The organism is Pseudomonas sp. JL2, assembly GCF_031570495.1.
Lineage (GTDB): Bacteria > Pseudomonadota > Gammaproteobacteria > Pseudomonadales > Pseudomonadaceae > Aquipseudomonas > Aquipseudomonas rhizophila.
In genome coordinates this window covers 203,982-221,897 of record NZ_JAKUDH010000003.1, presented here as the reverse complement: position 1 = coordinate 221,897, position 17,916 = coordinate 203,982, and the positions used below count along the sequence as shown (strand labels likewise).

Genomic DNA, 17,916 nt, shown 5'->3' with positions numbered 1-17,916 from the left:
CTCAAGCCTCCCCCTGACGTCGCCGCTGCACCAGCGGCACCAGGTAGACCGGTACCCGGGATAACTGCAATACCCGCGCAGCGGTCCTGCCCAGCGGTGTTTCACCGCTAGCCCCTTGACAGTGACTGCCTACGATCAGCAAATCGACTGAGAGTTTCGCAGCCTGATCGAGAATGACCTGGGATGGATCGCCCTGGAAAACCCGCACCGACTTGATCAGCTTCAAGTCCTGCTGCCCCTCGCCCAACTCTTCGCGAAAGCTGTCGAGCACCCGCTGTTCAATGTTGGCCATCACCGTATTCAGACCCTGGCGATGAAATTCGTTCAGCGCTTGCTCATCGAGATAACTTTGCAACACCGACTCCGCGAACAGCCCCATCGGCTCTACCGCATGCACCACATACAACTCGGCTTCGAACGTCCGTGCCAACGCCAAGGCATGCTGCATCACATAAGGGGCGTAAAGTCCCAGGTCTGTGGCGTACAGCATCGAACGAATCATGTGACCTCCTCGCGTGCCAGAATGGCGGAGATGGATTCAGCTTAGCAGCGCCTTGAGGAGTACGACGTCCAGCGTAACGCCCTGAACAACGGGCAGTCAGAGCTTCACTTCATTGCTGATGCCGTGAGGCACATGACCCGTGGCGACCACCTCGCGAGCCAGTTCGCAGTGACCGGTCTGGTCGTCGAAAAAGACGTCGGCGGCGAAGGCTTCGAGAAACGCCGATTTGGTCAGGCCACCGAGAAACAGCGACTCATCCAGACGAATGTCCCATTCGCGCAACGTCCGGATGACGCGCTCGTGGGCCGGTGCCGAACGGGCAGTGACCAGCGCCGTGCGAATCGGACAGGCGTCTTCGGGGAACTCGCGTTGCAGTGCATTGAGTGCCGCCAGAAACCCCTTGAACGGCCCGCCTCGCAGCGGCTCACGAGCCGCTTGCCGTTCGCTGGCCTGGAATGCAGCCAGGCCGCCGCTCTGATAGACACGCTCGGATTCGTCGGAAAACAGCACCGCATCGCCGTCGAAAGCGATACGCAGTTCCTCGCTGGCGGCGCGGCTGGCGCCACCCGACAGAATGGTCGCAGCGGCGAATCCGGCGTCCAGGGCACTGCGCACATCTTCAGCGTGGGTGGACAGAAACAGATCACAGCCGAACGCCTTCAGATAGGGGTAAGGACTGCGGCCGCCGACGAACGCCGCGCGGGAAATCGCCAGCCCGTAATGATGAATCGAGTTGAACACCCGCAGGCCGGTGTCGGCGCTGTTGCGCGAAACCAGAACTACCTCGACTCGCGCACGCCCCAGATGCTCGTTGAGACTCAGCAGCTTTTGCACGAGAGCGAAGGCGTCGCCGGGTTCGAGGACTTCGTCCTCATGCTCAATCTGATATTGCCGGTAAGCCTCGACGCCGCCCGACAGATACACCTTATGGCTGTCACTCAGATCGAACAGCGCCCGCGACGAAATCGCCAGCACCAGTTTGTCGTCGATGTTGTTTGCCATGTCGCTCCCCCTTTCGCCTGATCAGCGGTTTCGTCGGTCCATAAATGCCAACGCCTGATACAAGGCTTCGATTTTCGGCAGCTCACAACCGGCTTTTTTCGCCGCCGCCAATGGTCGGCTGTAAATAGCCTCCAGCTCCAGCGCGCGCTGGTGGGAATAATCGTGATACATACTCGGCCAGTAGTCGGGCATCTTTTCGGTCATCGCAAACAGATACTCGGCATAGCCCGGCGCAATCTGGTGACCGCAAGCCTGAGCACCCCGCACCACCTCCCCCATCAGGGCCTGGATCAAGCCTCGGCTGTCACTGTCGGCCATCAACGGCGTGGTACTGGCACCCAACAGAACCGAAAGACCGTTGTAGGGCACGTTCCACACCAGTTTCTGCCAGCGCGCCTGCCGCAGGTCGGGCATGGCCTGGGAATCCAGGCCGGCGGCACGGAACAGCCCGGCCCCCTGCTCGACAATCGCCATGCGTTGCGCCTGATCGTGGCAAGGACCGCTGTGGTAACCGAGGTTGACTGCACCGAGGGCCTGGTGGGCAATGACGCCAGGACCGACCCGATGCACACAGATCAGGCACAGGCCGCCCAGCAGATGCAGCGAATCGGGCAGCAACGGTCGGAGGTCGTCCTCAACATCCAGGCCATTTTGCAGCAACAGGACTTTTGCACCCTGAGCGGCAGCTTGAATGATGGCCGGGGCCAGGTCGGCATTGCTGGTGGTCTTGGCACCGACCAGTAGCCAGTCGCAGGGCGGCATGTCCGCCGCCGAACGATACGCCTGGACCGGGTTGAGCGTCAGGGCGCCGTGAACCGCGCTGTCGACTCGCAAGCCGCCCTCGGCCACCGCCCCAAATTCGCTGCGCAGTAAAAAATGCACGTCAAAACCGGCGCGAGCCAGCATCACGCCATAGAACCCACCGATCGCACCGGTGCCGATCATCCCGATCCGCGGTTTAACGCCTGCCTGCATCATTGCCACTCCTCAGCTAACAGTCCCTGCGCATCATTACATAGGTGCGGGCCAACGTGGCGAGACAGCCGGGTTCCGCCGGGCCGGTTCACGTTCGGGCGCAGCAGGTCCTTTTGTGAAGGCTGCGCCGTCAAGCGCGAGCAAGCTCCCCCGCCGCAATTAACCCGTCCCTGCCCATTGTCGAGCAACCTCGTAACGCGCTAAGGTTCCGCTCCCCGACGCGCTTAAATCCGCTGTGCACCGCCGCGCGGGGATCGCTGGCGGCCGGCACCCGTGACCTGACGAGTAACACGATGGCTGATTTACCGATCAATGACCTTAACGTCGCCTCCAACGAGACCCTCATCACGCCTGACCAGCTCAAGCGCGATATCCCCCTGAGCGACGCTGCACTGCGCACCGTGACCAAGGGCCGGGAAGTCATTCGCAACATTCTCGACGGCACCGACCATCGCCTGTTCGTGGTCATCGGGCCCTGCTCGATCCATGACATCAAGGCCGCCCACGAATATGCCGAGCGCCTGAAAGTGCTGGCGGCGGAAGTTTCCGACACCCTGTACCTGGTAATGCGGGTGTATTTCGAAAAGCCGCGCACCACCGTCGGCTGGAAAGGCCTGATCAACGACCCGTACCTGGACGACTCCTTCAAGATCCAGGATGGCCTGCACATCGGTCGCCAATTGCTGCTGGATCTGGCCGAAATGGGCCTGCCCACCGCCACCGAAGCCTTGGACCCGATCTCCCCGCAATACTTGCAGGACCTGATCAGTTGGTCGGCCATCGGTGCGCGGACCACCGAATCCCAGACTCACCGTGAAATGGCCTCCGGCTTGTCCTCGGCCGTGGGTTTCAAGAATGGCACCGACGGCGGCCTCACCGTGGCGATCAACGCCTTGCAGTCGGTTTCCAGCCCTCACCGCTTCCTGGGCATCAACCAGGAGGGTGGCGTCTCGATCGTCACCACCAAGGGCAACGCTTATGGTCACGTGGTGCTGCGCGGTGGCAACGGCAAACCGAACTACGATTCGGTCAGCGTCGCGCTGTGTGAGCAGGCACTGAACAAGGCCAAGATCAAGCCGAACATCATGGTCGACTGCAGCCACGCCAACTCCAACAAGGATCCGGCGCTGCAACCGCTGGTGATGGAGAACGTGGCCAACCAGATTCTGGAAGGCAACCAGTCGATCATCGGCCTGATGGTCGAAAGCCATTTGAATTGGGGCTGCCAGGCGATCCCCAAGGATCTGGCGGACTTGCAGTACGGTGTGTCCATCACCGATGCCTGCATCGACTGGAGCGCAACCGAGAACACCCTGCGCAGCATGCATGCCAAGCTCAAGGACGTGTTGCCTAAACGTCAGCGTGGCTAAAAGGATCGCAGCCTCGTGGCACTCGACGGCGCCTAGGCCGGCTATGTGTAGGCGAAGGCTGCGACCTTTGCTCTTTTCAAGGCTAAAAAAAACGCCGGGCTTTTCAGCCCGGCGTTTTTATTGGGGAATCCGTAAGGTCAGAGCTTGGCCGCGTGACGCTGGTGACGCTCCATGTAGCGCTCCACGTAGGAGCAGGACGGGATCACCGTGTAGCCCATTTCGTCGGCGTATTGCAGCGCCCTTTCGGTCAGCGCCGCCGCAATGCCGCGTCCGCGCAAGGCATTGGGCACGAAGGTGCGATAGATATCCAGGGTCTGTTTGCCCAGGTCCATATAAGTCAGATAGGCACGATGACCGTCCACATTGGTCTCGAACTGATGACCAGCCTGGTCATGGTGGATGGACAACGCCTCGCTCATCACTACTCCTCGCGGGTCTGAATGCTGACCCCTACCTTACCGATGTTTTTCCGGCGAAGGAACATCTACGCCACCCCGTGCCTGTCTGGTCACCGAGCGCCAACACCCACCGCTCAACCCCGAGCACGTCGTGAATAGTAGGCACCAATGACGCAAATGCTCAAGGCACGCCCGTCAATGGGGGTAAAACCCGGTCGGGTTTATCGATTGAGCGCCACCGTCACGCGCTAGTCGGCCAAGGCGCAATAGCTGAACATCGCCAGTTGTTGAGTCGTGAGACGAGCGCCGGTTATTAAAGTCACCGCCAACACCAATAAAGATAGCCGCCCCCCTGAGCAAAAAACGCTCAAAAGTGTAGACGAATCAATAAACAACGACGTTAACGGCTTAAGGAAAGTTCTCCCGGGCACGGAACTTTTGCTCAATGACGCGCTCAAGCCAGGTGCCGGAGGCTGCATATTTTTTAAACAACACCCCAAAAAGTTGCTCGAAAAAGAATCACCGCCTACAATTTTTTTGCTTCTTGCGCGACGTCAGTTTACTTACTACAAGTAATGGGTAGTATGTACGCCGGCTAACTCCTCGCTGTGAGGAGACAGTCACTTAATAGAAAGTCCTTGAAGGGGAACACGATGAACAACGTTCTGAAATTCTCTGCTCTGGCCCTGGCCGCAGTTCTGGCTACCGGTTGCAGCAGCGCATCGAAAGAAACCGAAGCACGTCTGACTGCTACCGAAGACGCAGCAGCTCGCGCCCAAGCTCGTGCAGACGAAGCTTACCGTAAAGCTGATGAAGCTCTGGCTGCTGCTCAAAAAGCACAACAGACTGCTGACGAAGCTAACGAGCGTGCTCTGCGCATGCTGGAAAAAGCTAGCCGCAAGTAATAGTCCTCCGGGATTGTTATCGAGCCGACCCATTTTTTGGGTCGGCTTTTTTATTGCCCGGCGTTTCCCCAGGCGATAAAAAACCCGCCGACATCGCGAAACGCCGGCGGGTCTCTATTGCAGGTTTTACTGTTGCAGATCGATCGGCGCGCTGGAGACCATCGGTGCCGAAGTATTCGGAACGGCGATCTCGACCGGCAGGCCGTCTTCGGCCGCCACCACATCACGCACAACATCCCAGTCCATGCGCAGGTTGCTGGTGATGTCCTCACGCTTGAGCATCGTGTTGATCACCGCGGTGTGCTTGTCCACCACCGATGGGTTGCCGTTGTCGTCCAGCGGCGTGTGGGCCTCCAGATAAACCTTCCCACCGCTCACACCCAGCTTGTAGGGATCGTTGATGATCCGTACCGAGGTGCCCACCGGCACCATGCCGGCCATCTGCAGTACGTTGTTGTTGAACATGCGGAAGCAGCCGTGGCTGGTGCGCATGCCGATGCCGAACTTCTTGTTCGAACCGTGGATCAGGTAACCCGGGGTGCCCAGGGTGAACTTGAACGGACCCAAGGGATTATCGGGACCGGCCGGCACCACGTTCGGCAACGGATCGCCGTCGGCGGCATGCTCAGCCTTGATCGAGGCCGGCGGAGTCCAGGTCGGATTCGGGGTCTTGGCAATGATGCTGGTGTGGGCGATCGGCGATCCCCAACCTTCACGGCCAATGCCCAGCGGGAAGGTGTAGACCACATTCCGGCCCTTGGGGAAGTAGTAGAGACGGTACTCGGCGAGGTTGATCACGATGCCTTCGCGCGGGCCAGGCGGCAGGATGAAACGGGTCGGCAGCACGACCTCGGTGCCCGCACCCGGCAACCAGGGATCGACGCCCGGGTTGGCAGCGACCATCTCGGTGTAGCCCAGGTCGTAGGTAGTGCCCAGGTCGGCGAAGGTGTCTTCGTATTTGGCCTTGATGACCTGCACCTGGCCAACAATGTCTTCGCCTGGCGGTGGCAGAGGCAGCTCCAGGGCGGCAACGGGACCAGCCATGCACAGGGCGGCAAGAGACAGGCAGCGGGTGACGGCAGGCAAGCGCAGCAACATCCGGGAAATCCTTTGCAGGTCGAACAGAGGGTATGAAGACTGTGATTGTACACCGCCCCCCGTTATTTCGGGGAGGGCGACAATGAGGCGTCCGATGCCTAGCATGTCTGGAGACTGAAATAAAAACCTGTGGGGGCGAGCCTGCTCGCGATAGCGGCGGCACATCCAACATCAATGCAAGCAGGCCCACCGCCATCGCGAGCAGGCTCGCTCCCACAAGGGGGCATACCGGGGATCTGGGGAATTACAATTCGAACCGCAGTTCCGGCCAGATCGGCGAGGTGCCGCGCTTCTGGGACTCCAGGATCGCCCGGCACAATGAACACAGGCGATGGTCCTGGAATATCTTGCGGTCAACAGCCGACCAGCGCGGCTGGGCCGGCAGCAGGCTGCCGCACAGGGTCCGGTCGGCCGAGCCACCGAGCTCCAGTTGCCGGGTCACCAGATGCACCCGCACTTCCTGGCAGGCGAACAGGTCCAGCTGTTCGTCAGGCTCGATCAGTTGGTAGGCAAACAGGGACCAGGCGGGACGCGGCATCGGGGGCTCCAAATCGGGGGCGCCACATTAGCCGAAAGACCGCCTGTAGAAAAGCGTCACAGCAGCGGTTTTAGCGTCGGCCAGACATTTTCCAGCAACTTGCCCTGAGCCGCGACGGACGGGTGCAAGCCATCGCCCTGCATCATCCCCGGAACACCGCCAACGTCCTGAAGGAAAAATGGCACCAGCGGCACGTTTTTCTCCTCGGCCAGGGTGCTGTAGACCCGGGCGAAGGCATCGGTGTAGCGCTGCCCATAATTGGGCGGCAACTGCATGCCCAGCAGCAGTACCTTGGCACCGCTGGCGCGGGAGCTGTCGATCATCGCTGCAAGGTTTTGTTGCAATTGCGTTGGCGGCTGTCCACGCAAGCCATCGTTGCCACCCAGTTCCAGGATCACCAGGTCCGGCTTATGGGCTGCAAGCAGCGCCGGCAGCCGCGCCTGGCCGCCTGCACTGGTGTCACCACTGATAGAAGCATTGACCACTTTGTCGTCGAAACCTTCGGCCTTGAGCCGTTGTTCGAGCAAGGATACCCAACCTTGCCGGGTATCCAGGCCGAAAGCGGCGCTGATACTATCGCCAACGATCAGGACTGTACCCGCCGCTGCGTTCTGGGCCATGCACATCAGGGCCAGGCCGGCACTCAAAAACCACACACGCATCGGATTCTCCATGGGCTCAAGCATTCTCACCGCGAAGGACCTTAGCAAAGTGGTTCCCAGCGCGGAAGGTGAACTGACTATCCTGCACGAACTCAGCCTGGAACTGAACAAGGGCGACAGCCTGGCCATTGTCGGCGCATCCGGTTCCGGCAAATCCACCCTCCTGGGCCTGCTGGCCGGCCTCGACCTGCCCAGCAGCGGTGAAGTGACTCTCGCAGGTCAAGCCCTCAGCGTTCTGGATGAAGACCAGCGGGCCCGGATCCGCGCCGAGCATGTCGGCTTTGTCTTCCAGTCGTTCCAGTTGCTCGACAGCCTCAATGCGCTGGAAAACGTCATGCTGCCATTGGAACTTGATGGTCGCCAGGATGCCCGCGAACGCGCTACGGAGTTGCTGCAGCGGGTCGGCCTGGGCCAGCGTCTGACCCATTCGCCCCGCCAGCTCTCCGGCGGCGAGCAGCAACGCGTGGCGATTGCCCGTGCCTTTGCGGCCGAGCCGGACGTGCTGTTTGCCGACGAACCCACTGGCAACCTCGACAGCCACACCGGTGAGCGCATCAGCGATCTTCTGTTCGAGTTGAACAAAGAAAGCGGCACGACCCTGGTGCTGGTCACCCATGACGAACGCCTGGCCCATCGTTGCCGGCGCCTGATTCGACTTGAAGCCGGCCAGATGGTCGCCCCCCTGGAGCCTTGATGGCACGCTTGCCGCTGTTGCGTCTGTTCAGTCTCGCTGTCCGCCAATTGCTGCGCGACGCCCGCGCCGGCGAACTGCGGGTGTTGTTCTTCGCCCTGCTGGTGGCGGTGGCGGCGAGTACCGCCATCGGTTACTTCGGAGCCCGTCTCAACGGCGCGATGATGATGCGCGCCACCGAATTCCTTGGCGCCGACCTGCTGCTCGAAGGCAGCTCGCCTGCCCGTCCCGAACAGATTCGCGGCGGCACCGATCTGGGCCTCGAACATGCCCGGGTGGTGGAGTTTTCCAGCGTCGTGGCCACCGACAATGGCATTCAACTTTCCAGCGTCAAGGCCGTCGATGACATCTACCCCCTGCGCGGCGAACTGAAAAGCGCCCCTGCCCCGTTCGCCCCGGAAGAAACCGGCGGGCGACCGAACCCAGGCGAGGCCTGGGTTGAAGCACGGCTGCTGACGGCACTGGACCTGAAAATAGGCGACAGCATCGACGTCGGCAACCAGCCCCTGCGCCTGAGCCGTGTGTTGACCTACGAACCGGATCGCGCCGGCAATTTCTATAGCCTCACGCCCCGGGTCATGATCAACCTCAAGGACCTGGACGCTACCGGCGTCGTGCAGCCCGGCAGCCGCGTCAGTTATCGCGACCTGTGGCGCGGCCCGGCACCAGCGTTGCAAACCTACCGCGACCTGATCAAGCCGGGCCTGGAGCCCAATCAGCGGCTGCAGGATGCACGCGATGGCAACCGGCAGATCGGTGGCGCCCTGGGCAAGGCCGAACGGTATCTGAACATGGCCAGCCTGGTGGCGGTGCTGCTGTCCGGCGTCGCCGTCGCCCTCTCGGCCAACCGCTTTGCCACCCGACGCTTTGATGCCAGCGCACTGCTGCGTTGCCTGGGGTTGTCACGCCGGGAAACCATGGTGCTGTTCAGCCTGCAATTGACCGTGCTGGGCCTGCTGGCCAGCCTCAGCGGTGCGCTGCTTGGCTGGGTCGCCCAACTGGGTCTGTTTGCACTGCTGCATGACCTGTTACCCACGACCGTCCCGCCGGGTGGCCTGCTGCCGGCCATTGCCGGAATCGGCACCGGAATGGTGGCGTTGGCCGGCTTCGCCCTGCCCCCTCTGGCCGCGCTGGGACGGGTACCCCCCTTGCGCGTTTTACGCCGGGACATGCTGCCGATTCCTTCCAGCACCTGGGTGGTCTATGGGGCCGCCTTGGGTGCCCTTGGCCTGATCATGTGGCGCTTGAGCCTGGACCTGGTCCTGACGTTCGCCCTGCTCGGCGGTGGCGTCATCGCAGCACTGGTGCTCGGCGGCCTGCTGTTGCTGCTGCTCCAAAGCTTGCGCAGGATGCTGGCCCGCGCCTCGTTACCCTGGCGGCTCGGCCTGGGCCAGTTGCTGCGCCACCCCTTGGCGGCGGCCGGCCAGGCGTTGGCATTCGGCTTGATTCTGTTGTCCATGGCGCTGATCGCCCTCTTGCGCGGCGAGCTGCTGGACACCTGGCAAAACCAGTTGCCGAAAAACGCCCCGAACTATTTCGCCCTGAATATCTTGCCCAACGACAAGCAGGCCTTCACCGACAAGCTGCTAGCGTTGTCGGCGCAATCGGCGCCGCTCTACCCCGTGGTACCGGGACGCCTGATCAGTATCAACGGCGAGCCGGCCAAGGAGTTTGTCACCAAGGACTCGGCTGGTGACCGGGCCCTGCAGCGCGACCTGAGCCTGACCTGGGCTGCGGACCTGCCGGCGGGCAACGTCGTCACGGCCGGGACCTGGTGGCCGCAGCAACCGCCGGACGATATTCCGGGCGTTTCGGTAGAAGGCAAGGTGGCCGAGAACCTCAAGATCCAGCTGGGGGACCGTCTGGTTTTCAACGTGGGCGGCGTCAATCGCGAGGCGAAGGTCACCAGCTTGCGAGAAATCAACTGGGACAACTTCCAGCCTAACTTTTTCATGATCTTCCAACCCGGCACGCTGAAGGATCTACCGGCCACCTATCTGACCAGCTTCTATCTGGCGGCGGGCCACGACCAGCAGATTGTCGACCTGTCCAGGGCCTTCCCGGCGGTGACGATCCTGCAAGTCGAAGCCCTGCTCGAGCAGTTGCGCAGCATCCTGGCCCAGGTCACCCTGGCCGTGGAATATGTGTTGCTGTTTGTACTGGCTGCGGGAATGGCCGTGCTGTTCTCCGGCCTGCAAGCCACCCTCGATGAACGGATCCACCAGGGTGCGCTGCTCCGCGCCCTGGGTGCCGAACGAGCCCTGCTGGTCAAGGCCCGGCGCATCGAGTTCGGGCTGTTGGGTGCGGTCAGTGGCTTGCTCGCGGCCTTGGGTTCGGAACTGGTGAGCCTGGTGCTTTATCGTTACGCGTTCGACCTGCCCTGGCATCCGCATCCATGGCTGCTGGTACTGCCTTTGGTGGGAGCATTATTGATCGGGGCTGCTGGTGTGTTCGGCACGCGTCGAGCCCTCAATGCCAGCCCGCTGACAGTCTTGCGCGAGGGTTGATAGACTCCCGGCTTCGCCACCACAAGAAGTTGCCATGAGCCGTTATCGCCCACCCCGCACCGCCGGCACCGCGTTGATCACCCCTGAGGGCGAGGCGCGGATGCGCGCTGAATTTCATGAACTGTGGCATGTGCGCCGCCCTCAGGTGACCCAAGCAGTCAGCGAGGCGGCGGCCCAGGGGGATCGTTCGGAAAACGCCGAATACACCTATGGCAAGAAAATGCTGCGGGAAATCGACAGCCGCGTGCGTTTCCTCACCAAGCGCCTGGAAGCCCTCAAGGTGGTCAGTGAAAAACCCAGTGACCCGAACAAAGTGTATTTCGGCGCTTGGGTCACGGTTGAAGATGAGGACGGCAAAGAGTCTCGCTATCGCATCGTCGGCCCCGACGAACTGGACCTGAAAAAGAACCTCATCAGCATCGACTCGCCCTTGGCGCGGGCGTTGATCGGCAAAGCGCTGGATGCTGAGATCAAGGTTCAGACACCCGCAGGTGAACAACTTTTATATGTCACTCACATTGAATACATATAAAGCTTCACCGGCCCAAGGCCCGAAAAACCCAGTCATCTCAGCTCACCTCAGCGGCGGGTAATCAGCCCCTGTCGGGCCACCCGGGTCAATTGCCGGATCATTTCGCTGGCGTGCGCCGCACTGGGGGACTGGATAACGGCCAGATCGAAACTGTCATCGGCAAAACGCGCCAGAGACTCACCGTCTTCGACAAACTGGATAAGGAACGCCGCCGGCCCGTGGTTGCGTCGCGGCCAGCCGTCGAGATAGCGCAATAACGTAGGCTGGTGAGTACCGCCCAGAAGGATTTTTGGATTGCGTTGCAGAAGGTTCGCCGTGATCGGCGCAAGACGTACAAGGGGGCTGGATGCGTTCATCGTGTCGTGTCTCTGCCTCAAAAGTCTGCATGGCAGGTGAGAGGCAACACCGAACCAGCGCTTTAGCGGTATTTCGAAGCCCCGTGTGACCGGCTTCTATCGGTGACTGAATGAGTCACCTGGCGCCCCGCAAGTAGCTGTTTAAATCGGCGCATGAGCGGCATCCTAGAGAAGCTGACCGGCCAGTGTCAAGAATCTGCGCGCACAAAAAAGGCCCGTTCCAGACGGGCCTTCAATGATTCAGGTATGCAATCAGCGGGCGATGGCCTGGTCGACCGACAACTTGCCAGCACCTTCGATCAGCACCGCGACGCTGCCTGCCAGCAAAGCCAGGGCAAACTCATAACCGTTGTTGGCCATGAACAGACCGTTGCCAATGTGCACGGAGAAAATCGCCACCAGCGACAGGAAGGCCAGTCCCAGCGCCGCTGGACGGGCCAGCAGACCGATGATCAAGGCCAGCCCGGCGAAAAACTCGGTGCCGCCGGCCAGTGTCGCCATCAGATAACCGGGGGTCAGGCCAATGCTTTCCATCCACTGCGCCGTCCCCGTCAGGCCGTAGCCACCGAACAGACCGAAGAGTTTCTGGGAGCCGTGGGCGGCGAAGATGATCCCGACAACGATGCGCAGGACAGTCAGGCCATAGCCAGCGCGAGTAAACAGAACTTTGTTGATGAAAGTGCTCATTAGGTTCATTCCTTGGGATAAGTGGGTTGGCCGCTATATTAATCAACAAAATGCATGATAAAAGCGGAAAAAATCCGTGATACCAATCAGTTTACTCGATCATTTACGCACAACAACCTTTTGTTCCCTGGGTTCCAGCGACTCCCGTTCACGATCAAATGCCAGATAGTATTTGTTCACACTATTAACGTAGCTTACTGCGCCCATTCCCACCTGCTCCATGGCGATGCGTTCGACCTGGAAGAACCACTGATTGGGATTGAGTCCCCGCCGCCTGGCCTCGGCCCGCATGCCTTGGACACGCTCAGGCCCCATGTTGTAGGCGGCCAGGACGAAGGCCATTCGCTCGCGCTCATTGAGCTTGGGGCTGGCGAAAAACTTTCGGCGTATCAAGGCCAGGTACTTGGCGCCAGCCTGCACGTTGGCGTCCAGGTTCTGGATGTTGCGCACCCCGACCCTCTGGGCTGCTGAAGGGGTAATCTGCATGAGACCCGTAGGGCCGCTGCCACTGCGGGCATTGGGTTGCAGGGAAGACTCCTTGAACGCCAGTGCCGCCAGGTTCAGCCAATCCATGCCTTGGGCCGTGGCATGTTTTTGCAGCACTGGGCGCAGTTTCTCAAGACGCTGGCGATTGGCACGGGCCAGCGGATAGTGAACCCGGTACAAGCGGCGATAGATGCGCAGAAACGCCGCGTCCTGATTGGAAGGCGCCTTATAAGTCGTCAGGAAGCGGTCGATGCTCGCTCGCAGCATGGCGGCGTCACGACGGACAAACCAGTACTCGTCAGCCGGCTCGCCAATGAGCACCTGCCGGTCGAAACGCAGCTTGGGCAGGATCTTGCTCCAGCGTTCGGCAATGGGCTGCTCGACGATGGTCAGATGGAAAATCCCGGCCTGAACCATTTCCAGCACATCTTCCACCGCCAGGGTCGGGTCGACCCACTCGATCTTCACCGGCGGTAATTTACGCAGTGCCAGCTTCTGGTTGATCTGACTCAAGGCCTCCCCTGCGGCGCTACCGTTGGGCAGGGCCAGGGTTTTGCCCGACAGTTGCTCTACGCGTGTGTAGCGCCGTTGGCCCTTGGCTCCCACCAGAAGCAACGGCACGTCGGTGCGAATCGGATGGCTGGCGCTGACCGCAAGGCCAGCCAGGGGCTCGAGCAACTCGCCGGGCGCGACCAGATCGCCTTCTCCGCGCTGCAAGGCGCCCAGCAGTTGGTCCTTGGCCTTGGGAATGATCTTGAGGGTGATTTTCTGGTCATCCCGAGCGTGGCCGTTGAGGTATTGCTCGAAGGCACGTAAGCGATGATATTCGACGCCAATGGGTTGCCCCTTGACTTCGCCAGAGCTGTTGCGGCTCTGGTTGACCAAAACTTTCAGCACCCGGCTGCTGCGGATTTGCGCAAGGTCGCGCACCGTAGTCGGCGCTACCACCTGTACCGGGCCGGGCAGCCGCGCCTCGGCCGGCATCGGCAGCAACAGCGAACAACACAGCAGCAACAACACTTGGGGACGTGTCATCCACTCTCCGAAAGGATACCGCGGCCCGCAGCCTTGAAATATCGAAGCTGGGGTCGACAGAAACAGAGCACCTGGGGCGCTGAAAAGTGCGAAAGACTGGCACAGTGCTGGCGTTTATACCAACCCGACCGGTCTGGCGGCCTCAACAGACAGCCTCAACTCGTTGTAGTTCTTGGCTTTTCTTATAAATCTACAGCTCTGATATGCTTTGCGGCCTTTGGGTCGAGGTAGCACCATGCAACTCATCGATATCGGCGTCAACCTGACCAACCCCAGTTTTGCCGACAAACATGAGGCCGTGCTTGAGCGCGCCTATGCAGCCGGTGTCTGCCAACTGGTCTTGACCGGTACCAGCGTCGACGGCAGCGAACAGGCGTTTGAGCTGTGCCAGCGCCTCGATGACACCGGGGAGCGGCTGTTTTCCACCGCCGGTGTTCACCCCCATAGCGCCAGCGACTGGACCGCCGATAGCGCCAGGCACCTCAAAGACCTGCTGAAACAAGACCGCGTTCGCGCAGTGGGTGAATGCGGGCTGGATTTCAACCGGGACTTCTCCCCGCGCCCGCAGCAGGAAAAAGTCCTGGAAGAACACCTCGCCCTGGCGGTGGAGTTGCAATTGCCGGTCTTTCTTCACGAACGTGATGCCGATCAGCGACTGCTGGAAATCCTGCGGGATTTTCGCGACCAATTGCCCGCAGCGGTGGTGCACTGCTTTACCGGTGAGAAAAAGGCCCTGTTCAGCTATCTCGACCTGGACTTGCATATAGGCATCACAGGCTGGATCTGCGACGAGCGCCGGGGCACCCATCTGCATCCATTGGTACGGGAAATTCCTCGCACTCGCTTGATGCTTGAAAGCGATGCACCGTACCTGTTGCCTCGCACACTGCGCCCCAAACCCAAGAATGGTCGTAACGAACCGGCCTACCTGACGGAAACGTTGCGCGAAGTCGCCTTGCACCGGGGCGAAAGCCAGGAAGACCTCGCTGCCCATAGCACCGCCTGTGCCCGCGCGTTTTTTGGCTTGCCCACCCTCTCCTGACCCAATGAAAACCTGTTGGAGCGAGCCTGCTCGCGATAGCAGTGGATCAGCTTGCCCATAGGCCGACTGATACACCGTTATCGCAAGCAGGCTCGCTCCCACAGGGGATAGGCGTTGTCTGTTGACCCATATCAACACCCCGCACCTTGGATAGCGGCACAATAATGGCACCTTGCCAAAACTGTTTCCGCTATCAGAGAAGACCTTCCATGGGTGCCTGGCTTAGCAATATCTCACTGAAGTACAAATTCTGGGCGGTCAATGCGGTCGCCTTTGTCACGACCTTGCTGCTCGTACTCTACGCGGTGCAGCTTGAACAACAAGCGCGCAACCATGCGGCCCAGGCGAACGCCCAGGCCCAGGCACGCTTGCTCAATGCCTGGCCTGCCGGGCAGCCATTGCCCAAGGCCGATCACCTGCTGGCATTCCAGCGCGGCCAGACTCTCACGTTGAACGATCAATCATTACCTTCATTGGCAGAGGCCAACGGCTGGGTAGCACTCTCGGCCAGCCCCCTGTTGGGCGACAACCCACTGCTGGGCGCCGAAGTAATCCGTGGCGGTGACGGCCAACAGCTCGCCGTGCTGGCCCAAGGCGCAAGCCTGAGCCAGGTGTTCAGGGAACGCTTCAGCCAATACGCCGTGGCGGTGTTCGTGTTGATGCTGGCCATGCTGGGCGCATCGCAGCTGCTAATCCGGTTTCTGCTCAGCCAACTCAACACCCTGAAGGATGTGATGCTGCACGTGGAAAAAACCGGTGACCTGTCCGCCCGCGTCCCCTTGGCCTGCAAGGACGAAGTGGGCCAGATGGCGGCGGCGTTCAATGCCATGCAAGCCGGATATCAACGTGTGGTTGACACCGTTGCCAGCACTGCCCGGCAACTGGACAGCGGTGCAGCACGCTTGGCATCGAGCATGAACGATGTTCGCCACGGCATGCTCGGCCAGCAAAGCGAAACCGATCAGGCGGCGACGGCGATCAACGAGATGTCCGCTACGGTTTATCACATCGCCCAACATGCCGGCGCCACCCGCGACCTGTCGAAAAGCGCCGATACCTTGGCCGGCAATGGCCGCGAAGTGGTCAGCCGGGTGCAACAGTCGATCACCGGGCTCTCCCGCGGCGTGCAGCAGACCGCCGAAATGATCCAGCGCCTGGCCGAGGACAGCCAGAAGATCAACAGCGTGGTCAGCGTGATCCACAGCATCGCCGAACAGACCAATCTACTGGCCCTCAACGCGGCCATTGAGGCGGCGCGAGCCGGGGAAATGGGTCGAGGGTTTGCAGTGGTGGCCGACGAAGTACGCAACCTGGCCAAGCGGGTACAGACCTCCACGGATGAAATCACCGCCATGGTGTCGGCCTTGCAGGCGGGAACCCGGGACGCGGTGGATTTCATGCAGGAAAGCTCCTACAAGGCCGACGATTGCGTGCAACAGGCCCGGGAAGCCGGTGAGGCTCTGGAGCAGATCACCGGGGCGGTGGCGCAGATGCGCGAGAGCAACACCCAGATCGCCGTGGCGGCCGAACAGCAAAGCCAGGTTGCCGAGGAAATGAACCGGGCGGTCGTGAGTATTCGTGACGTCACTGAAAACACCGTGCGCCAGACGGTGGACTCGGCCACCACCAGCCATGAACTGGCGACGTTGGCCGGTGAGCTGAACAAGGCGATCGGGCAGCTCAGGCTCTAGGGCCCCGCTGCCAATTGACCTGGCCTGGGGGTTATCTGTGGGAGCAAGGCTTGCCCGCGATGAAGACAATATGGTCTCCCTGGGGAACGAGGCGCCTGCATCGCGGGCAAGCCTTGCTCCCACAACGGTGAAAGGCTATGGCCACCTATCACGTCGATAGCCAACCGCGATTCGTCGCGCTGCCCGGCCGGGCTTACGCTTGGGTTATTCGGTTTAGCGAACTCAAGGATCAGCATCATGGGCAAACGTCACCCCCACTTCCCGGCCTGGCAATGGCGCACCTGCCTTGACCATCATGGTCACCCGAGCAATCCGGTGTTGCACCAGATTGCCGTGCCGCTGTTCATCGTCGCGTTTTTGCTGATGGTATCGGGGGTGTTCAGCCTAAGCCTGGCCAATGTCGCCATCGGCTCCCTCGGCATGATTGCCGCACTCGTGTTGCAGTGCCACGGTCATGAAGAGCCTTAGGCGAAAACTGTCACTGTCTGCCGGCTCAGGGCGATCAAGCGACCATCCGCGCTCCAGAACCTGGCGGCGACATGGCCGTAACCGTCCTGAGCATGCTCGATCTCGGCCAGGTATTTACACCAGTCCAGTGTCGTGAGTTCCAGCAGTGGCTGGACGAATTCAATGGTCCAGGTGAGCGTACTGCCCGGTGCCATTTGATTGAGATGGGGTAGCAACGCCGGAGGCCAGGCATCGACCAATGCCAGGATGTGCCCCTCGTTCAGCGGCTCCTCTTTGACATCACCACGCAAGCGCACCCAGCCCCCCATACTGCGGGATTTGTTGCCGGTAAACGGCAGGCCACCAACACTCCAGCACAGCGCCAGGTGACGCATGAATTCCGGCGTAGCGCCCTTGATGTAGGGCAGCTCCTGGCATTGCTCCACGCTTTTGAACTCAGGCGCGGGGTCGGCCTGGACCGCCACCACGGAAGAGCGCGAGGCGCCGAAGCTGCCTTGTACCACGGTCACTACCTGACCGTTCTGTACCGCTCGCCCCAATACCTGGCTGACCGCCTTGCCTTCACGCAATACGTCGACTTCGAAACTGACGGGTACGTCGGCCGCTACCGGCCCGACGAAGGTGATCGCCAGCGAACGCACCGGGCGATCCGCCGGAACCCGCGCACGCATCGCTTCATATTGCAGCGCCGCCACCAGCCCGCCAAAACTGGCGCGTCCCTGGCCCCATTCAGGCGCGATGATCACGCAGTCAGGCTGACGACGCACGGCATCGATCAAATCGGAAAAGCGCATGACAACCTCGAAAACATGGGAAAAGATGCAGGAATCTTAACCAGCCCAGACGGGTGGCACACCGCTCATTCTGGCCAAAGAGACTGACAGATAGGCCGCGGCATCCCAACCCCACCAATCTACTGTGGGAGCGAGCCTGCTCGCGATAGCGGTGAGTCAGCTTGAATAACTGGTGAC

Annotated in this window: 18 protein-coding genes and 1 pseudogene; 8 read left to right on the top strand and 11 right to left on the bottom strand. The window is 60.9% G+C overall.

Annotated features, from left to right (window positions below; genetic code table 11):
- Position 1: 1 nt before the first annotated feature.
- The 3 genes from MKS85_RS06750 to MKS85_RS06740 form a co-directional block, all read right to left on the bottom strand.
- Positions 2–502 carry a universal stress protein gene (locus MKS85_RS06750; RefSeq protein ID WP_047226355.1) on the bottom strand — a complete coding sequence of 167 codons (501 nt, stop codon included), beginning with the start codon at positions 500–502 and terminating at the stop codon, positions 2–4.
- A gap of 96 nt (positions 503–598) precedes the next feature.
- Positions 599–1,504, bottom strand: coding sequence for a 5'-nucleotidase (locus MKS85_RS06745; protein WP_173407177.1), 906 nt, complete (start codon positions 1,502–1,504; stop codon positions 599–601).
- A 21-nt stretch (positions 1,505–1,525) separates the two neighbouring features.
- Complete coding sequence (locus MKS85_RS06740; protein WP_047226421.1) at positions 1,526–2,479, bottom strand: putative 2-dehydropantoate 2-reductase; 954 nt, start codon at positions 2,477–2,479, stop codon at positions 1,526–1,528.
- 293 nt (positions 2,480–2,772) lie between these two features.
- On the opposite strand from MKS85_RS06740, the gene MKS85_RS06735 reads away from it, so the two are divergent.
- Entirely contained in the window at positions 2,773–3,849 is a 1,077-nt protein-coding gene (locus MKS85_RS06735) for a 3-deoxy-7-phosphoheptulonate synthase (RefSeq protein WP_003199364.1), read from the top strand.
- Positions 3,850–3,986: 137 nt separating this feature from the next.
- Here the strand turns inward: MKS85_RS06735 and MKS85_RS06730 are convergent, their stop codons facing one another.
- Complete coding sequence (locus MKS85_RS06730) at positions 3,987–4,268, bottom strand: GNAT family N-acetyltransferase (RefSeq protein WP_047226353.1); 282 nt, start codon at positions 4,266–4,268, stop codon at positions 3,987–3,989.
- A 632-nt stretch (positions 4,269–4,900) separates the two neighbouring features.
- On the opposite strand from MKS85_RS06730, the gene oprI reads away from it, so the two are divergent.
- Complete coding sequence (oprI, locus tag MKS85_RS06725; RefSeq protein WP_011335311.1) at positions 4,901–5,152, top strand: outer membrane lipoprotei OprI; 252 nt, start codon at positions 4,901–4,903, stop codon at positions 5,150–5,152.
- 126 nt (positions 5,153–5,278) lie between these two features.
- Here the strand turns inward: oprI and MKS85_RS06720 are convergent, their stop codons facing one another.
- The 3 genes from MKS85_RS06720 to MKS85_RS06710 all read right to left on the bottom strand — a co-directional run bounded on the left by MKS85_RS06720 (position 5,279) and on the right by MKS85_RS06710 (position 7,450).
- Positions 5,279–6,250: a L,D-transpeptidase family protein gene (locus MKS85_RS06720; RefSeq protein ID WP_047226352.1), complete on the bottom strand. Its 972-nt coding sequence runs from the start codon at positions 6,248–6,250 to the stop codon at positions 5,279–5,281.
- Positions 6,251–6,494: 244 nt separating this feature from the next.
- Positions 6,495–6,788 (bottom strand): hypothetical protein, encoded by a 294-nt coding sequence (locus MKS85_RS06715; RefSeq protein WP_047226351.1) that lies wholly within the window; start codon positions 6,786–6,788, stop codon positions 6,495–6,497.
- Positions 6,789–6,844: 56 nt separating this feature from the next.
- On the bottom strand, positions 6,845–7,450 hold the full coding sequence (locus tag MKS85_RS06710) for an arylesterase (RefSeq protein WP_047226350.1): 606 nt from the start codon (positions 7,448–7,450) through the stop codon (positions 6,845–6,847).
- A 10-nt stretch (positions 7,451–7,460) separates the two neighbouring features.
- Between MKS85_RS06710 and MKS85_RS06705 the strand changes: the two genes are divergently transcribed.
- From MKS85_RS06705 to greB, 3 genes are read left to right on the top strand one after another with little or no spacing between them, the layout of a single operon-like run.
- The gene (locus tag MKS85_RS06705) at positions 7,461–8,144 is read left to right on the top strand and encodes an ABC transporter ATP-binding protein (RefSeq protein WP_092397715.1); all 684 of its coding nucleotides are present in this window, start codon (positions 7,461–7,463) and stop codon (positions 8,142–8,144) included.
- The gene (locus MKS85_RS06700; protein WP_076385720.1) at positions 8,144–10,648 is read left to right on the top strand and encodes an ABC transporter permease; all 2,505 of its coding nucleotides are present in this window, start codon (positions 8,144–8,146) and stop codon (positions 10,646–10,648) included. Before MKS85_RS06705 ends, MKS85_RS06700 begins: the two co-directional genes overlap by 1 nt.
- Positions 10,649–10,682: 34 nt before the next feature.
- Positions 10,683–11,180 carry a transcription elongation factor GreB gene (gene greB, locus MKS85_RS06695; protein WP_047226347.1) on the top strand — a complete coding sequence of 166 codons (498 nt, stop codon included), beginning with the start codon at positions 10,683–10,685 and terminating at the stop codon, positions 11,178–11,180.
- Between the two features lie 47 nt (positions 11,181–11,227).
- Here the strand turns inward: greB and MKS85_RS06690 are convergent, their stop codons facing one another.
- The 3 genes from MKS85_RS06690 to MKS85_RS06680 all read right to left on the bottom strand — a co-directional run bounded on the left by MKS85_RS06690 (position 11,228) and on the right by MKS85_RS06680 (position 13,744).
- Positions 11,228–11,536 carry a hypothetical protein gene (locus MKS85_RS06690; RefSeq protein WP_047226346.1) on the bottom strand — a complete coding sequence of 103 codons (309 nt, stop codon included), beginning with the start codon at positions 11,534–11,536 and terminating at the stop codon, positions 11,228–11,230.
- Positions 11,537–11,788: 252 nt separating this feature from the next.
- Entirely contained in the window at positions 11,789–12,223 is a 435-nt protein-coding gene (locus MKS85_RS06685) for a DoxX family protein (protein WP_047226345.1), read from the bottom strand.
- Positions 12,224–12,322: 99 nt separating this feature from the next.
- Positions 12,323–13,744, bottom strand: a complete 1,422-nt coding sequence (locus tag MKS85_RS06680; RefSeq protein WP_188251185.1) for a transglycosylase SLT domain-containing protein — start codon at positions 13,742–13,744, stop codon at positions 12,323–12,325.
- Positions 13,745–13,979: 235 nt separating this feature from the next.
- On the opposite strand from MKS85_RS06680, the gene MKS85_RS06675 reads away from it, so the two are divergent.
- The 3 genes and pseudogenes from MKS85_RS06675 to MKS85_RS06665 all read left to right on the top strand — a co-directional run.
- A complete protein-coding gene (locus MKS85_RS06675) occupies positions 13,980–14,786 on the top strand; it encodes a TatD family hydrolase (RefSeq protein ID WP_076385724.1) in 807 nt (268 codons plus the stop codon).
- Positions 14,787–14,995: 209 nt separating this feature from the next.
- Positions 14,996–16,477 (top strand): methyl-accepting chemotaxis protein, encoded by a 1,482-nt coding sequence (locus MKS85_RS06670; RefSeq protein ID WP_188251184.1) that lies wholly within the window; start codon positions 14,996–14,998, stop codon positions 16,475–16,477.
- 237 nt (positions 16,478–16,714) lie between these two features.
- Positions 16,715–16,933: pseudogene (locus MKS85_RS06665) on the top strand (terminase); the annotation flags it as partial.
- A gap of 8 nt (positions 16,934–16,941) precedes the next feature.
- Here MKS85_RS06665 and MKS85_RS06660 read toward each other — a convergent pair.
- The gene (locus MKS85_RS06660; RefSeq protein WP_139050771.1) at positions 16,942–17,739 is read right to left on the bottom strand and encodes an acyl-CoA thioesterase II; all 798 of its coding nucleotides are present in this window, start codon (positions 17,737–17,739) and stop codon (positions 16,942–16,944) included.
- Positions 17,740–17,916: the final 177 nt, after the last annotated feature.

Bases quoted from the DNA above. Each gene is read 5' to 3' on its own strand.
- MKS85_RS06750 (WP_047226355.1), bottom strand. From the start codon at position 502: ATGATTCGTTCGATGCTGTACGCCACAGACCTGGGACTTTACGCCCCT.
- MKS85_RS06745 (WP_173407177.1), bottom strand. From the start codon at position 1,504: ATGGCAAACAACATCGACGACAAACTGGTGCTGGCGATTTCGTCGCGG.
- MKS85_RS06740 (WP_047226421.1), bottom strand. From the start codon at position 2,479: ATGCAGGCAGGCGTTAAACCGCGGATCGGGATGATCGGCACCGGTGCG.
- MKS85_RS06735 (WP_003199364.1), top strand. From the start codon at position 2,773: ATGGCTGATTTACCGATCAATGACCTTAACGTCGCCTCCAACGAGACC.
- MKS85_RS06730 (WP_047226353.1), bottom strand. From the start codon at position 4,268: ATGAGCGAGGCGTTGTCCATCCACCATGACCAGGCTGGTCATCAGTTC.
- oprI (WP_011335311.1), top strand. From the start codon at position 4,901: ATGAACAACGTTCTGAAATTCTCTGCTCTGGCCCTGGCCGCAGTTCTG.
- MKS85_RS06720 (WP_047226352.1), bottom strand. From the start codon at position 6,250: ATGTTGCTGCGCTTGCCTGCCGTCACCCGCTGCCTGTCTCTTGCCGCC.
- MKS85_RS06715 (WP_047226351.1), bottom strand. From the start codon at position 6,788: ATGCCGCGTCCCGCCTGGTCCCTGTTTGCCTACCAACTGATCGAGCCT.
- MKS85_RS06710 (WP_047226350.1), bottom strand. From the start codon at position 7,450: ATGCGTGTGTGGTTTTTGAGTGCCGGCCTGGCCCTGATGTGCATGGCC.
- MKS85_RS06705 (WP_092397715.1), top strand. From the start codon at position 7,461: ATGGGCTCAAGCATTCTCACCGCGAAGGACCTTAGCAAAGTGGTTCCC.
- MKS85_RS06700 (WP_076385720.1), top strand. From the start codon at position 8,144: ATGGCACGCTTGCCGCTGTTGCGTCTGTTCAGTCTCGCTGTCCGCCAA.
- greB (WP_047226347.1), top strand. From the start codon at position 10,683: ATGAGCCGTTATCGCCCACCCCGCACCGCCGGCACCGCGTTGATCACC.
- MKS85_RS06690 (WP_047226346.1), bottom strand. From the start codon at position 11,536: ATGAACGCATCCAGCCCCCTTGTACGTCTTGCGCCGATCACGGCGAAC.
- MKS85_RS06685 (WP_047226345.1), bottom strand. From the start codon at position 12,223: ATGAGCACTTTCATCAACAAAGTTCTGTTTACTCGCGCTGGCTATGGC.
- MKS85_RS06680 (WP_188251185.1), bottom strand. From the start codon at position 13,744: ATGACACGTCCCCAAGTGTTGTTGCTGCTGTGTTGTTCGCTGTTGCTG.
- MKS85_RS06675 (WP_076385724.1), top strand. From the start codon at position 13,980: ATGCAACTCATCGATATCGGCGTCAACCTGACCAACCCCAGTTTTGCC.
- MKS85_RS06670 (WP_188251184.1), top strand. From the start codon at position 14,996: ATGGGTGCCTGGCTTAGCAATATCTCACTGAAGTACAAATTCTGGGCG.
- MKS85_RS06660 (WP_139050771.1), bottom strand. From the start codon at position 17,739: ATGCGCTTTTCCGATTTGATCGATGCCGTGCGTCGTCAGCCTGACTGC.